Source organism: Buttiauxella sp. A111 (assembly GCF_014189855.1).
GTDB classification, from domain to species: Bacteria; Pseudomonadota; Gammaproteobacteria; order Enterobacterales; family Enterobacteriaceae; genus Buttiauxella; species Buttiauxella selenatireducens.
Genome location: NZ_BJFN01000009.1, coordinates 1 through 15,482, shown reverse-complemented (window position 1 = coordinate 15,482; position 15,482 = coordinate 1). Strand labels below are relative to the sequence as shown.

Here is a 15,482-nt window from a genome sequence, read left to right as displayed (position 1 = left end):
AAAAACATGAGCGAAAAAAAGAAGAGTATTAATTCTGCACTTGACACCAGGGCTTTTATTAACGAAGCGAACAATATTGTTGCCAAAAAATTAGATGGCGAAAAGAGACGCTTGTTCCTGAAACAAGGCTTAACGCTTGGTGGCATTGTTATGCTTACCGGATGCGATATCAGCGACAATAGCAGTGTGGATAAAGCGTTGACGACAATGTCAGGTTTTAACGATCGTGTTCAGGCATGGCTATTTGACGGGCAGCGACTTGCACCGGTTTACACAGAATCGCAAATGACCCGACCGTTTCCTTTTAATGCATATTATGGTGAAGATGACGCACCGGTAATTGACCCAAATAATTACGAATTAGACATTGCTGGACTGGTGTCGGATAAACGCAGCTGGACACTGCCGATGTTGCATAAAATGAGTAGCGTGAGCCAAATTACCCGACACATCTGTGTTGAAGGCTGGAGTGCCATTGGTAAATGGGGAGGGATTCCTTTTGCTGACTTCCTTAAAATAATTGGTGCCGATCTGACGGCTAAGTATGTCAGCTTCAAATGTGAAGATGATTATTATACCAGTATTGATATGGCAACAGCGTTGCATCCACAAACGTTGCTGGCATTAACCTATGATGGTCAGATTTTACCGCGAAAATATGGCTTCCCTATGAAATTAAGGATGCCAACAAAGCTAGGTTATAAAAACCCTAAGCATATTAAAGTGATTGAAGTAACGAACCAATATCCAGGCGGATATTGGGAAGACCAGGGGTATAACTGGTTTGGTGGAAGTTAATTTATTATTTATACCCAAAATAATTCGAGTTGCTTGAAGGCGGCAAGAGAAAGAATCCCGATGAGCTTACTCAGGTAAGTGATTCGGGTGATTGAGCGCAGCCAACGCATAAGCAGCTTGAAGTATGACGGGTATACATGTGTGTTCAATTAATCGAAAGGTGCTCTTATGAAAAACATCTCTGCAATTATGATGGCAAGCGCTTTGGTATTTGGTGTCACCACCGTTCATGCTGAAGATGCGATGAAAAAAGACGAAATGGGCCAGATGTCAAAGAAAGAGGCAATGGGCCATATGTCTAAAGATGAAATGAAAAAAGACGAAATGAGCCACATGTCTAAAGACGGCATGAAAAAAGACGAAATGGGCCACATGTCTAAAGACGGCATGAAAAAAGACGAAATGGGTCACATGTCTAAAGATGGCATGAAAAAAGATGATATGGCTAAGTAATCGCTATTGATTCTGTATTTTTATTATCAATAAAATAAATAGGGACAGTTATAATGAAAAGAATTGCAGTGGCAACCGCTTTATTCATGGCAGCAGGTTCTTTCTCAGCGTTTGCTGCGACGACCTCAGAAATGGCTCCAGCTCAGGCTAAAGAAATCACCAAAGTTGCGTTGAAGAAAGCTAAAGAAGATATGATGGGGCATAAAAAAGTTGGCACCATCAGCGGTAGTGCATCCACCAGCGATGATCTGGATGCTAAATTCGCACGTGCTGCAACAGAAATGGGGGCAAAATACTTCGTTATTACTTCTTTGAATACCCATACTGAAGCATACGGCACAGCGGATCTTTATAATTAATATTATAAAGTAAAGCACTTTAGAAGCATAACTGCCTGTAACAGCAGTTATGCTTTTTTTTGTCTAAAATACACCGTGCTAACATGAAGTGAAAATAGAGATAGATGAAAGCAAAAAAAATCCGGAAATTTCTTTCCGGATATCTTTTTGTCAATGGCGAGAATAATAGACTCTAGTGCATGTAGTCATACAATTCGACTAAACCACGAACTTTAATTTTCCTGAAGAGACTCCGTCGATGACCGCTGGTGGTCTTGGGTGCAATATCAAGCAGTGACGATATTCTTGCATTGCATTTTCCCTTCATAATGAGACTGAGTATGATGGATTCCCGCTCGGTTAGCCTTGGCAAGGTGCTGATATTTATCTGTGTTTTGTCAGAGTAATCGATCTCTCTGTCCAGTGCCGGTACGTTCCACTTAATGCATTGGATTTCTTTTATTATTCTCTCCAGTGGGGAGAATATGAAAGTGTGTTTCTTATCAATATAAGTGCGAGTTAAGTTTTTAAAGTTGTATTCTCTGCCACTAGCCAAGGAAAATACTTTAATGTCAGGGTTTAGTTTTTTTATGAGGTAAATTTGTCTTTTAGTCTGTTCTGCACCTTCATGCTCATCATAAAAAATGAGCTTGGCTTTTTTTACCTGCCTCAATGCTGACAAATAGGACTGGCATTGGTATACCGACAAATCATATGTCTGCCTGTAGGACTTAAATAATGAAGTCAGGCCTAACCCCACATAGTGGTTCTTACTGTAAATAATAACATCAATCATTACATGCTTCCTGGAATATCAATGCCCATGGCAACAGCAAGGGGAGGGCTGAAGGTTAAATAGCAATTAATGAATGATTTTATATTTACTGCCAATAATAAGCATTTAAAATGTATTTTTTAATGTTTGTAATTTCATGCAGATCTCTTATTTAACAATGAAGTACAATTTTTTATTTTAAAAAATTATTCATAAGTTAACAAGATTGTTGCAGTCGCCGTATACGGTGCAGCATTCGGGGCGACTTCTGAGCCTGAATTGGTTGGATAAGCCTTTAACTTCAGCGTATCGGTTATGGTTGAAAGACCCACGTTTACCTTACCAGCCTGTGTGTTTGGGGGAATAATTGAGCCATTACTGTCTGTCACAATAACGGAGACATCCGGGCTTGATGTTGCAAAACCCTGGCCCTGATCGTCTGCGTTTCCAGACAACACAACATCAAGCGCTGCGTTGGCAAAATCACAGTCAAATTGCAGATTAACGGCACGGGGTGTGTAGGATGTTGGCGGCTCGGGGTAAGGCTGGCCAACGAATTGTGTTTGCCGGGTTTGGCTTCCCAGATCGATATTCAGCGTACTTCCTGCCAGTAAAGTACAACCTTCCGGTACGGTGATATTAAGGTTGAGATTAACCATCATCTCGACGGGGTCGGCTGGGTTGATGTAATTTGCCTTCCTGTAGTGCCACATTTTTGCCACCGTACCGTTGAAGTTGATTTGTCCAACGGCAGGTTTAATAATTTTTATAGAGACCGTCCCTCTGCTACCAGAGGCTGCAGATCCGCTCATACCACATTTTTCAGATACTTTATTGCTGATACCGGTAAACGGTACGACGTGCATACTATTGCCACCGGAATTATAAATATATAACTCAACGCTTGCGGCCAGGAAGGGGCTTAATTGCTGCCAGGAGTAGCCATCAGAAGTGGTATAAGGGAACATACCCTGAGTGGACCACCAGTGAGAAACACTTGTATTTGGGCTGGTACAGTCACACGTGAAGCTAACACTACCGGAACTGGTGGTACTTTCTTTATCGACTAAAACGGCATTCGCCATGTTTTCATCTTTAGTCAGCGTTTTGGTAATTGTAAAGTTCTGCTTGCCCGGTGTGCCTGATGAGGGATAGCAAACCTTATCTGCTGCGGCAAATCCATTTGTCGCATAGCCCAGCACAATCACTAATAGTGCGATAATTTTTTTCATTAATTCATTCTCATGCCAGTGAAATCCTTACATCGCAAAACAATCTACGTTAGTTTATTTTTTTTGTCGTTTTACTCACGGCACCGTAGTCATCCAGATAACTCAGCGTTGCCGACGTCGCATTATTGTTGCTGACTTTGAGTTCTACTGTACTGAAGGGGGCGAAAGTCCCAAGCGCGGTCCGGGTATAATCTTTTCCACCCACGGAAACTTTAGAAATCGCAAAGTAGTAAGGCGTCGGGTTCTTGAAACGCAATCCGCCGGACGTTTTGGATATCTCAATCTTTTCTTCAGCCTGCTTACGCGCTTCTTTTAATGCGACCGGGCGAACCAGAACTTTAATTTTTGTCCTCACCGCCAGTGAAAGCTGATTGCGACCGGTATCGGGCCCTTTTGGCGGGATCTCCTGCACATTCAGGAAAAACAGCTGTTCCTGATTTTTGTCCGGTGCAAACGAGAGCAGGCGCAACACCGCTTTTTGTTTGCCTCCCAGAGCCTGAAACTCAGGGGTGACGACCAGTGCGCGGCCAGGGTTTTTCCCTGCGCTGTCTTCAACCCAGGACTGTACTCCGTAACGGCTGTTGGAACCGTTAATCACTTCGACAGAATTCGAGGATTGGCCATCAATAATCACGCGAGTATTACTGAGCGACAGGGCCGCATTTGCGTGATTCATACCCAATAACAGAGCCAGACTTACGCCTGCTGGGATTAATTTCTTGAACATGTTAATTCTCCGGCATTAATAAAGTCTTCCTGGAAGTTCTTTTTCAAAACGCCTACAGGAAGAGTATAGCTACAGCCAGTATCGCTGCTTATGAAAACCATATTTTTCAATTCTTTCGGGGACTTAATGGCCAGCTGTAATAACAAACCGCCACCATTTCCTAAGTAATATTCCTGACCATCATCCGTTGAAATTTGAGAGCCAAAGCCCATCTCTTTACCTTGCGGATCAAGCAATACGGCACGCACGTATTTCACGCGTTTCGCTGAGAAATCCATTTTCACCACGCTGCCACGCTTTGGTCTGATTTTAATTTGTGACTTATCGAGCATAATATTGTTCTGCAACGATGAGGTATCCACCGAAACATCCTGTGCATCGAAGCTGTCATTAAGAGGAACCAGTGCGTAACCGTTGCTCTGGGTCTGAATACCATTCACCATTGCACCTTCTACCCCATCCATTTTGACTAACGCCATGGTCGAGGACTGGCTGCTGCTGGTGACAAAATGCCCGTCGGCAAACGCGACTGTGCCGCTGACTGAACCCGAGGCATACATTGAGCTGGTCCCTACGCTGGAACTGATCTGCGAATTAATGCGGTCGGTATGTTTACTGTAACTACCGGACAAGGTGTTTTCATGTGATCCGCTATCGTGCGAGGCCGCAACGCTATAACTTGAATCAGCGTCATAGCTGTTCATCCCCACTTCGGTGTTATTGCTGTTATTGTTCTGGTTATAACGGGTATAAACACTTTTACCGTTGTTTCCGAATGGAATATCAATCGACAGCGCAAGACTCGTATCAGGCTTATAGTCATCAGTATATGATTTTGACAAAGAGACGTTGTAGCTGACGCCATGGGTATAGCCGCCATAGTTCACGGAATAAGTATTACGCTTTCCTTTATTCGCCCAATAACTGTCACGTAAAAAGTTAACTGAAATCTGGTTGTCAAAAATAGGTTCCTGCGCCATCACGGTCGCCGTAAATCGATTACGCACTGAACTGTGATTCTGGCTATCGCTACGCTTGGCTTCCATCGCTTCGTTGAAGGTGTAGTAATCCCTTGTTGAATATCGGTAGCCTGCCAATTGGATGTTTACCCCATTGGTCATATATTTTGCGTAGTTGATGCTGTAACTCTGGCCGGTATCTTCTTTATCATTATGTTTAAATTTAGAGTTGGCTACGGCCAGACCGACAGCACCAATATGCTGCAACGGGACTGCCGCACCCAAAGTAATATTTTTATAATCGGTCGAAACAATGCTGCTGATGGTCGGCGTCCAGTATTCAAAACCATGGGAGTATTCACCAGAAACGAAATTATCACCCATGCTGTTATCGTTAAAACGATAGCGACCCGAGCTAACTTCATAATCATTAATTCCGGGTGTTAACAGGCCGGGAACAATCGTGTTCTCATAATAGAAAGTGTGTTCTGAGCCATTAGACTCTTTAACGACCACGCGCAATGTCTGGTTAGATAACCCCTGAACTTCATCAATCACAAACTTACCCGCTGCGACCGTTTTGGTGTAAAGCAGGCGTTGCTCCTGATAAACCTCTACTGTGGCGTTGCTGTTGGCAAACCCTGTGATGCTTGGCGTGTAAAGGCGTTCACGGCGGCTTAAGAGTTCATTGACATGATTTAATTGAGCACCAATGAAACTGAAACCTTCACCATAGCGGCTGCTGGTGTAAGTTTGTCCGGCAGTGACTTCACTGTTAATTGACGGCAACAGGTGAGAGACGCTCAGGTTATCAACGCTGACTCCCTCTTTAAGTACGTCCGAACTTGAGAGATCAAGGTTAATTGGAAAGTCGTACATTCCCAATTGCAGATGGCTGCTGAAAGGCAATGTGGTTTGCGACTCGCCGGTTTTGCGATTGCGATAATAACTGCTGCTCATGTTGTAGCTCATCATCGCGGCATTGATGGATTGGGCAAGTTCCATATTGCTGCTGTCGGCACGCACCATATCCTGGTCGTTAAACCAGATAGCCAAAGATGATTCGCTGGTATTCTCCTGAAACTTGTAATCTTCAGAAGTCGCGTCTAAAGAGAGGTTTTTTTGTAATTCTTCGAGTCGCTCTTTTTTGACTAATGGAGCAAGTGTCTCCAGAAAATCCTTGGTAAAAACCAGGTCTTGCATTTTTCGACTAAAATAAAAATTACCGACAAATTGTCCATTTACGTCGACAGCATAAATAGCACTTTGATTTAAACCTTCATCAAGTGCCTTGCTAATAGCAGTTTGGTTATATTTCCCTACAATAAAATCAGTATTAAAATCGTCCCCTTCACTGGCAAAGGCCGGAGTCAAGGTAATTAATAATGAAGTACCAAAGAGTGTGAAGGAAATATAACGCATTCTTAATACCTATAAATAAAATTAAAAGGTCACCCAATTAAGGACAGAGTTGTACGCAGGCCAGCAGGCTGGCCTGAAAATTTGCGACGAATCTATTAATTAAATGGGTGAGATATTTTATTTAATAGAATACTTAGAGGTAGGCAACGGTGTAAGAAACAGAACCACCAATGATGCCTGGGTTTACGCTTGCCGCGATGGCATAAGGCTGTGCGGTGAAGTGGATAGCGCCTGCGGCGTCGAGATCGGCAGAACCAGAGGTCAGAGAAACGCTGCCGTTGTTGACCACATTACCGCCGCTTGCCAACTGGAACAGCACGCCAGCATTGGTGGTTGTGGTTTCAGCAGAGGTCACAACACTGGTGTTGGTGGCATCAGTTTGTGCGGCAGAAATCTGTACCAGGGCATCTTCACCCGCTGGAGAAATATCGCAAGTCGCTTCGTCTGGAGTCAGCGCCAGGTCAACTGCCGTACCGAAGGTACCCACGGCTGTAACATCACTTGCTTTATGCACGCCTAAATCAACAACACCCGTTGGGGAGACAATACCGTTTACGGAAACGTTCATATCACAGGTTGCCGCAGAAATAGCGCCGGAGAATTTAATAATACCGGTATTAGCTGATGCGGTAGATGCTGCACCAAATGCGCCAGCGACTAACAAAGAGGTCAAAGTTGCTACTTTAGTAAAATGGTTCATAAAAACTCACAGGTAATTAAAAATGATGTTTGAAGATAAAGAAATTAAATTTGATGATTAATTTCTTTTTGATTGTCGACGCATGTTTGTCGATGTGAAGATAATAACGTAGGGGGAGTAAATAAGCGATGGCTGCAATTAGAAACGAAAATTTCGATTTTTAGAATGCCCTAAAACTCACTGTTAAGCGATTGAAGTTAATGGCTATTATTGCTGTGACTGGTAGGCTATTTGCCTACCAGCTTGTTAATTTCTTTCAATAATTTACTGATATATTGATCGCTGAGTGATTGATTATGAAAGTGCAGGTAGACATCAACGCTGATATCCACATCGAAGGGCAAATCAAAGATATTGACGGGAAGGATTGATTGCAGGAAAGGCGTAAATAACCGCGGGGTCAGCATAATATTATCCGTTTGAGCACACAGCATCATCATATTAAGAGAAGATGTGCTGGTAACCAGTACGGCCCGGCGTTCCCTGAGTTCATTGAGAGTCACCGCATCACCTAACAGAGTCGTTTTGCCGTAGTCGTCTCTAAACCAGACCAAATGTTTATAATTATGCCAGTCTTCAAGGGTCAGTCTGTTCTTAATTGATGGGTGGCGATTACTCACCATAGCCTGGGTATTCGTCGTAAATAATTTATAGGAGGTGATGGATTTATCTCTTGGTAGCTCAGAACCAATATCAATATCCACTTCCCGGCTACGTAACTTATTGATCCTCTCTTCTGACGAGAGAGGATGTGTAGAAAATTTAAGTGCAACGCCGTCTCTTTCAAGCATGCCGCTATTCAGAGAGGTCATCGAAAGCCAAAACTCGATAAACGTATAAGTACTTATATTGATCTCTTTGCTAAACCCCATTTCGCTTTCATTTAAATGACCAACCTCCAGGCCACCATTGATCAGCGACATCGCTTTCAGATAGCGCGCATTCAGATCCAGAGCAAGCGTGGTAGGAACGACCCCACCTTTGGAGCGGGTAAAAATGGGGTTGGCGGTCACATCGCGAAGTTTATTTATCGCGTAAGTGACGGAGGAGGGCGAAAGAGAGAGCAATTCGGCGGCGGCCGTAACGCTTTTTGTCTCCAGTACAGCATTAAGGATCCCTAACGACTTCAGCTCAATCTTTTCATTTTTCATGGCTTACCTGCTGAGTTTATATAATGTCTCTGTATTGACTATATACAGAAAGCCCGAATTCACCAGTCGATATTCTGCTGTATAAACATTCGCTTAAACTAAAAAAGCCTCGACGTCTTACGTCGAGGCTCTAACAACGGCAACTTTTGCTAGTCGTCATACGAAAATGGCGCTGACCTGCACATGGCTTAACAGTTGTAGTGCCGAATGACATTCAGGAAGCCTTCCACAACGGAATCTTTCAGCGAAGTGGTATGCGCGTGGACATACAGTGACGATTCCATACTGTTTGGGAACGGAATGTCGAAGAATTTAACCGGCAATATTTCGTCAATGCAGCAACAGAAATACTCGGGAATCAACATCAGTGAGTCGCTGTGGGCGCACATCATCATCATATTCAGAGAAGAGTCAGAAGTGATGTGAGTTTCACGATCCAGCATTTCCTCAATGATCTGAGCATCGCCCATCATCGAAGACGTCTCGCTGTTAATCCGGTTCCAGGTGACGTGCTTGTTGGCAGACCAGTCTTTAATGCTCATCGAATCTTTAATGGTGGAGTGGTTTTTACTGACCATCACTTTGAAGGCAGAGCTGAACAACCGGTACGAAACAATCGACGGATCGTTAGGGAGCTGCGCGCCAATATCAATATCCACTTCCCGATTACGTAACTTCATCAGGCGTTCGTCATTGGTGCTCGGATGCGTCAGAAAATTAAGAATGCCATTATTAATAATGCTTTCTTTTTTGAGCGTCATCTGCGAAATCCACAGTTCAACGTAAGTATAGGTGCTGATCGTGATGGTTTTTGACACATCAGAGGGGTTATCTTCACTGTCAATCCCTAACCCTTCGTTGATCATGTGAACCGTTTTTTTATAACGCGTATTAAGTTCGTGGGCGAGGGTGGTCGGTTTAACGCCCGTTTTCGAACGCGTAAAAATTGGGTTATCCGTTACGCGACGTAACTTATTTATGGCATAGGTAACGGACGACGGTGAAATGGACAGCCGTTGTGCAGCAACAGAAACGCTACCGCTTTCAACCACTGCGTTAAGTATGACCAAAGAGTTAAAATCTATCTTCATAATCGAACTCGCATTTGCTTAATTTTTTTTATAAACAGAATTCAACGCAGGTGTAACTTCTATTGATGCGTTGGTTGGCGTAATAAAAGGCTGAAAAATGTCAGCGATGACATGGATTAATTCTCATTCAGCGTATTTTAGTTTTTAAAATAAACACCAGTAAAAAATAGAAATCACCAGGAATATCTTTTATCCGCTATTGCACGAGTGATGGTGTTTATTTCTATCACGGTTCTGGTGTGGATTTCCCGGTAAGGTGCCTTGTGTCACCAGATAGTGTCGGCAATCTAGTTTCGAAGTGAATAAATTACAATGAAATACAAAATTCTAATTTTTAGAAAGCGCGAAAATTTAAAGGTTTTGTATTTTAATATCAGGCTAGTAGAGGAGGGGGGGCGCGTATAAAGCAGAGCATTCCTATTTATAAATGCATTGAATTTATACTTTTAAGTATAATTGGTAGCCAAAACGAAAGTATTTTATTTCGATTGTTACTTTGAAATAATGTAATAAACATTTCTAAAAAATAAATAACTCTCTTTGGTCATTTTTTTAATGATGTGATATCAGATGCTTAAGCTGTGCTTAGGTGTGATGTGTTCTGGTTTTTATCAATAAATTCAATGTTTCTAAAAACTAAAATTTGTATTTTTATTGCTATATGTAACATGGCTATTTAATATCCGCACAAACAAGCGGGTTGTCGTGTTTTTACCCGCTACATTTCAAAACTTCGCACTTTAAGCCAAGGAAAGGATAAATCCAGAAATACGTTTTTCCACTGGAAAGGAAAGTCGGAAAGAATTAATAGCTCGGTCGGCAGTCCGTGGCACATTTACTGCGATAAGTTTTTCGAGCTTATTCAAATATCTTTTGTCGATATTCCACTGAGAAATATTAACCATTATGTGATGCTTTCCGTTAAGCGACGGATAGCGTTAGTTTTCTGCTATTCGCACGAAAGTGCGAAATAAATCTCTTGAGAGACAAAATGAATAAGGTTTTCAAAGTTATCTGGAATCACAGTCTGCAATGTTTCGTTGCTGTGTCCGAGCTGTCCCGTAATAAAACTAAATCTGAATGCACGCTTTCGGCTGAAACTGAGCAAGCGGCGACCCGTACTAAGACCTTTGCATTTAGCCGTTTAGCGCTTGTGCTTGCAATGGCGATGGCTCCTGTCGCAACAAGCTATGCTGCGGTAAGCGGTACGGTAAACGAAGAAGACTGGTTATTCTCGCCACGTGATGATGGCAACTTGCAGATGGTCTTTGACGGCAATAATAACTTCCTGGTTGGCTCTTTTGCCAATATGAACCGTGGTGATGGCGGTTACAAAACCGTTAAATTGTCCGAAGCCTCTCTCAGTAAGGGCAGTGAATATCTGGGCAATAAGATTTTTAAAATTGGTGCTCAGAATAAAGGCGTTACCTACCATGATGGCCAGACGAACTCCGATGTCACCATCAAAACTTATGACAAAAGCAATTTTGATGATTCACAGAATGTTGCAGATTATAAGGTAACCGTAACGACGGATGATATTGCTAATGGTCAATATCTCGATCGCCGTCTGCATACGCTGACCCAGGGCAGTTCTGTGGATGTCAATGTTGGTAACGCCGGGGCCGGTGCGGGTTGGGCTCGTGATGCCAGCAATCAATTTAGCGCGATCATGAAAGGCTCTGTGGATAAGAAAACCACTTCATCTGCATTTTATGTCGAGTCTGACGGTTCTTCGGATACCGTGCTCAACTATAACGCTAAAACAGTGGTGAACCTTGGCAACCAGAACAACAACATTCACGACTCCAAAGTTGCGGTGTTCAATGCTGCCCTGGATATCTTCAAAGGCTCCTTTGACAGCATTATCGGTCCACAAGATATTAAAGATATCGATGATTTTGATGTGTATAACCAAGCCTTACAGAAAGCTATAGGTGATGGAATCATTAAATCTCAGGCTGTCTACGACGAACAGATTAAGCTGGCGTGGGACAACGAGATAAAAAGCATTTATCTGACGGACCCGACTCATCTAGCTGAGAATAGTGATATTCCTTATGTAAACGATCGCGATCGTGTTGCTTATATTCATGCGACTGGTGATAAATCTCAGGTCAATATTGGCAACGACGCGAATGTTGAACTGTTCTGGAGCGATGCGTCTTTAGTCTTCGTTGAAAATGGGGCCAAAGTGGTGAACAACGGTACCCTGGGTACCGCAGGTAACACGGCGAAAAGCGCCGCAGTTGTGGTGAAAGCCACCAACGGTGTGGTGGAAAACAACGGCGTGATTGATGCTGGCACCAACCCGGATATGGAAGGTTATGATGTCAACCGCTTCACGGCTTTAGGGCAACAAACGGGTATTCGTGCAAACGGTGCATCGACCGTCACCAACTCAGGTGTTATCAACGTTTCTACACGTGGTCAGAACGCCGATAACATTGCGGCGCATCTTGATGGCACAACGCAGATGACCAATAACGGCAGCATCAACGTGGCGAGTACCGTTGGGGTCCCTGCCACTGCGGGTCAGTACGATGTCGGTGTTCATGCGCAAAGTAACTCAAAAATCACCAACAACGGCACTATTTATATTGGCCGTGAAGCGCAAAGAACGGCAGGTGACGCGACTAACGATTTGTTCTTGAAAGAGCGATCGCAGGGCGTGCGTCTGTCTGGGAACGCGACATACACCGGAACGGCTGGCTCTCAAATTGTTATTGGCAGCCAGGTTGAAAACTCGGTGGGTATCGATGCTGCTGGCACATCTCATGTGCTCCAGGGCGGCGAAATACTTATCCACGGTGCAAACATTACTGCTGGCTCATCGACCATAGATAACAAAGGTATCTATGCGCATGATGGCGTGCAGGACGTGGTCAACAGCGGCTCGATCACACTCGATGGCCTGAATGCCCGTGGTATCCAGGTTAACAGCGATGCAAAAGCAACCAACACCGGTGTGATTAACGTCAACACCCTGCCAGCAGGGGAAGATGTTCGCTACCAGAGCGCAGGGATGTTTATTGCGGGGACATTGGCGAACCCAGAGAAAAATATTTTAGCGCAATCAGCTAAAGGCGTGATGTCTGGTGACGGCATCATCAACCTGAAAGGCAACCAGACCATTGGTATGTATATCCTTAATGGCGGTGTTGCTGAGGTCAAAGATCAGGCGCACATTAACTTTAGCGACGGAAACCATCAGGTGGGTTACTACCTGTTCGGCGCAGATTCCACGTTGAGCAATACTTCTACCGCGAAGAAAAATGTCTCGACAGCCGACTCCACTTTGTATCGTGTTGATATGGGTGCTGCGCTTTCTGGTGCGGATAGCGGTTCTGTAGAACTCCAGGCTTCAGGTAAGAATTCTACCATCGCCCAGATTACCGGCAAACAAAGTGCATACACCTCTGACTCCAGCACCTTTAAAATTAATGGTGACGGCGCAACAGGTATCAAGGTTGAAGGTGGAGCAACGGCTACGCTGAGTGCGGGCACCAACATGGAACAAATCAGCGGTACAGGCACCACTGCCGGTATTGTTGACGGTAAATACTTCGATATTACCGGAACAGAAGTGGTGGCAAATAAAGGCGATTCGGTTCTGACCAGCTATGCCGCGTTGACTTCTAAAAACACAACGGGCGGGGCTTTCGGTTATATCGCGCGTAACGGCGGTAAACTCGATCATCAGGGTTCTATCGATTTTACTGATGCTAACAGCACTGGTGTGCTGGTTGATGGCGGTATTCTGGCCAACAGCGGCAGCATTGAAGTGAATGGCACTGGCGTACACATCAAAGGCGCATCTACGGTCACCAACTCTGGCAGTGCTTCTGTGAAAGCGACCGATGGTACTGCAGCTTACCATGTGGACAAAGGTGCCAGCCTCGCCTTAACCGGTACAGGGACCACGTCTGCTGCGGGAACGGCGCATGGCGTGCTATTGGATACAGGGGCGACAGCCCTGACGGTCAACGGCGCAACCATCAATATGTCTGCGACAGGCAGCGGTAGTGCGATTGAAAACAAAGCCGGTGTGGCGAATATCGCCCTTACTGGCACCACAATCAGTGTCGGTGACGGTACCGGTGTTCACACCGGTGTATCGATGGCAAAAACAAACAGCGGAACTATCACCGTTAACGGTAGCGGTGCCGGGATTCGGTTCGAAAAAGTTGGCGATGGCGGTGGTACTACCGCTCAAGCGATGGATATGTCCGACTCTAAGAATCTGGTCATTACGGTGAAGTCTAAAGATGGCAAAGGATTGGTGACAAATTCTTCAGCAGATCTGAAGACGGGCGTAAGCGTTACAGTGGACAATGTTGAGGGTGGTTCTGCGGTTATTGTTAACGGTACGACCCAAAACATTGAGCAGTCTGGCACCCTGACTTCCACGTCGACTATCAGCAGCGTGGTGGATATTGATAACGGTACGGTAACCACCTTTAAAAACAGCGGCACTATTCAAGCGGCGACTAAAGATCAGAAAGCAGTAGAAACACTGTCTGGTAATGGTGTGACCTTCACTAACCTGACAGATGCTGTCATTCAGGGCTACGTGAATCTGATGGCGGGTAATAACACCGTCAATCTGGAAGTGGGCAGTAAGGGCACTGATTTTGTCACTGACGAAGGTGATGATGTCTTTAACCTGAACAACCTGGGCTCGAAGACGATTGGTGTATTCAGCAGCCTGGTAGCAGGAACCGGAACCGATATCCTGAACGTGATTGGCAGTGATTACAATCTGTCGGATCCTGCGGCATTGTCTGGTTTTGAAAAGGTCAATCTGGTCAAGGGAACCGCTGGCAAATCCAACCTGACGCTGGACAATACCCTGTTGCCACTGGGTGATGCTAAGGGGGATATCACCGGAACGGGCTTTAATATCGATGCGGACAGCTCACTGACGTTATCCAATAAAGACGACGTGGCGTTTGCAAGCCATCTGGCAGGCACGGGTCTGGTACAGGTGAACCTCGCAGAGGGTAAAAACTTTACCTTCACCGACAACAACTCGGGCGATAAATTCACCGGCACCGTGGCTCTGAGCCGCGCCAATATGGAACTGGCGGGTGTGAACACTAAAGCTCTGTCCGATGCAACTTTGCGTCTGGATGGTCTGAGCAATACACACGTCGGTGACGGCGAGCAGACCATCGCTGGCCTGAAATTTAACGGCGGTACGCTGAAGTTTGACAGCGGCACCCCGGGCGAAACCGTGGCCAAAGGTAGCGTACACACCACCAAATCTATGGATCTGAGTGGCACCGGTAACGTGCAGGTTGCCAAAGGCAGCGTGAGCAACGATCACCCGCTGGCAGATACGTTGCTGGATATCCTGGCGCAGGACGATGCCACCACCATGGTGCAGCTGGGTAAATCAGACACGGCGACCATCGGCAGCGGCGGCGCGCTGAAGCTGAAAGACCAGGACGGCAACATTATTACCGACAGCACCACGGCAGATATTGCCCAGAACGGCAGCACGGTGGCGAAAGGCACCTATGACTACCGTCTGACCAGCGGTGAAAACAGCGACGGCCTGTACATTAACTACGGTCTGACCCAGGTTGACCTGCTGACGGCGGGTGCTGATGCACTGGCGCTGAATGCGGCAGGCCTGAGCGGCAACGCGGCTGACCTGAGCGCGAAAATCACCGGTACCGGTGACCTGGCGATTGACACTGGCGCGGGCAACACCGTGTCGTTGTCCAACACGCTCAACGATTATGTCGGGAATACCGATATTCGTTCCGGCACCCTGAAAATGATTGCCGATAACGTGCTGGGCCAGACCGATGTGTTGTCTCTGGCAGCC

At 45.3% G+C, this 15,482-nt stretch carries 11 protein-coding genes; 4 read left to right on the top strand and 7 right to left on the bottom strand.

Annotation, left to right across the window (positions count from 1 at the left end; genetic code table 11):
- Positions 1–6: 6 nt before the first annotated feature.
- The 3 genes from BSPA111_RS20490 to BSPA111_RS20480 all read left to right on the top strand — a co-directional run bounded on the left by BSPA111_RS20490 (position 7) and on the right by BSPA111_RS20480 (position 1,610).
- Positions 7–798 (top strand): molybdopterin-dependent oxidoreductase, encoded by a 792-nt coding sequence (locus BSPA111_RS20490; protein ID WP_183272980.1) that lies wholly within the window; start codon positions 7–9, stop codon positions 796–798.
- 168 nt (positions 799–966) lie between these two features.
- Complete coding sequence (locus BSPA111_RS20485; protein ID WP_183272979.1) at positions 967–1,251, top strand: hypothetical protein; 285 nt, start codon at positions 967–969, stop codon at positions 1,249–1,251.
- Between the two features lie 53 nt (positions 1,252–1,304).
- Positions 1,305–1,610: a DUF1471 domain-containing protein gene (locus tag BSPA111_RS20480; RefSeq protein WP_183272978.1), complete on the top strand. Its 306-nt coding sequence runs from the start codon at positions 1,305–1,307 to the stop codon at positions 1,608–1,610.
- 172 nt (positions 1,611–1,782) lie between these two features.
- Here the strand turns inward: BSPA111_RS20480 and BSPA111_RS20475 are convergent, their stop codons facing one another.
- The 7 genes from BSPA111_RS20475 to BSPA111_RS20445 form a co-directional block, all read right to left on the bottom strand.
- Positions 1,783–2,385, bottom strand: a complete 603-nt coding sequence (locus tag BSPA111_RS20475; RefSeq protein WP_183272977.1) for a LuxR C-terminal-related transcriptional regulator — start codon at positions 2,383–2,385, stop codon at positions 1,783–1,785.
- A gap of 185 nt (positions 2,386–2,570) precedes the next feature.
- A complete protein-coding gene (locus BSPA111_RS20470) occupies positions 2,571–3,596 on the bottom strand; it encodes a fimbrial protein (RefSeq protein ID WP_183272976.1) in 1,026 nt (341 codons plus the stop codon).
- Between the two features lie 49 nt (positions 3,597–3,645).
- Positions 3,646–4,323, bottom strand: coding sequence for a molecular chaperone (locus BSPA111_RS20465; RefSeq protein WP_183272975.1), 678 nt, complete (start codon positions 4,321–4,323; stop codon positions 3,646–3,648).
- Positions 4,308–6,704, bottom strand: a complete 2,397-nt coding sequence (locus BSPA111_RS20460) for a fimbria/pilus outer membrane usher protein (protein ID WP_183272974.1) — start codon at positions 6,702–6,704, stop codon at positions 4,308–4,310. Before BSPA111_RS20460 ends, BSPA111_RS20465 begins: the two co-directional genes overlap by 16 nt.
- Before the next feature lie 133 nt (positions 6,705–6,837).
- On the bottom strand, positions 6,838–7,404 hold the full coding sequence (locus BSPA111_RS20455; protein WP_183272973.1) for a fimbrial protein: 567 nt from the start codon (positions 7,402–7,404) through the stop codon (positions 6,838–6,840).
- 227 nt (positions 7,405–7,631) lie between these two features.
- Complete coding sequence (locus BSPA111_RS20450) at positions 7,632–8,555, bottom strand: LysR family transcriptional regulator (protein ID WP_183272972.1); 924 nt, start codon at positions 8,553–8,555, stop codon at positions 7,632–7,634.
- Between the two features lie 188 nt (positions 8,556–8,743).
- The gene (locus BSPA111_RS20445) at positions 8,744–9,646 is read right to left on the bottom strand and encodes a LysR family transcriptional regulator (protein WP_183272971.1); all 903 of its coding nucleotides are present in this window, start codon (positions 9,644–9,646) and stop codon (positions 8,744–8,746) included.
- Positions 9,647–10,637: 991 nt separating this feature from the next.
- Between BSPA111_RS20445 and BSPA111_RS20440 the strand changes: the two genes are divergently transcribed.
- A partial coding sequence (locus BSPA111_RS20440; protein ID WP_183272970.1) for an ESPR-type extended signal peptide-containing protein occupies positions 10,638–15,482 on the top strand: 4,845 nt, incomplete at its 3' end.

Excerpts from the sequence above, each read along its gene's own strand:
- BSPA111_RS20490 (WP_183272980.1), top strand. The coding sequence starts at position 7 with ATGAGCGAAAAAAAGAAGAGTATTAATTCTGCACTTGACACCAGGGCT.
- BSPA111_RS20485 (WP_183272979.1), top strand. The coding sequence starts at position 967 with ATGAAAAACATCTCTGCAATTATGATGGCAAGCGCTTTGGTATTTGGT.
- BSPA111_RS20480 (WP_183272978.1), top strand. The coding sequence starts at position 1,305 with ATGAAAAGAATTGCAGTGGCAACCGCTTTATTCATGGCAGCAGGTTCT.
- BSPA111_RS20475 (WP_183272977.1), bottom strand. The coding sequence starts at position 2,385 with ATGATTGATGTTATTATTTACAGTAAGAACCACTATGTGGGGTTAGGC.
- BSPA111_RS20470 (WP_183272976.1), bottom strand. The coding sequence starts at position 3,596 with ATGAAAAAAATTATCGCACTATTAGTGATTGTGCTGGGCTATGCGACA.
- BSPA111_RS20465 (WP_183272975.1), bottom strand. The coding sequence starts at position 4,323 with ATGTTCAAGAAATTAATCCCAGCAGGCGTAAGTCTGGCTCTGTTATTG.
- BSPA111_RS20460 (WP_183272974.1), bottom strand. The coding sequence starts at position 6,704 with ATGCGTTATATTTCCTTCACACTCTTTGGTACTTCATTATTAATTACC.
- BSPA111_RS20455 (WP_183272973.1), bottom strand. The coding sequence starts at position 7,404 with ATGAACCATTTTACTAAAGTAGCAACTTTGACCTCTTTGTTAGTCGCT.
- BSPA111_RS20450 (WP_183272972.1), bottom strand. The coding sequence starts at position 8,555 with ATGAAAAATGAAAAGATTGAGCTGAAGTCGTTAGGGATCCTTAATGCT.
- BSPA111_RS20445 (WP_183272971.1), bottom strand. The coding sequence starts at position 9,646 with ATGAAGATAGATTTTAACTCTTTGGTCATACTTAACGCAGTGGTTGAA.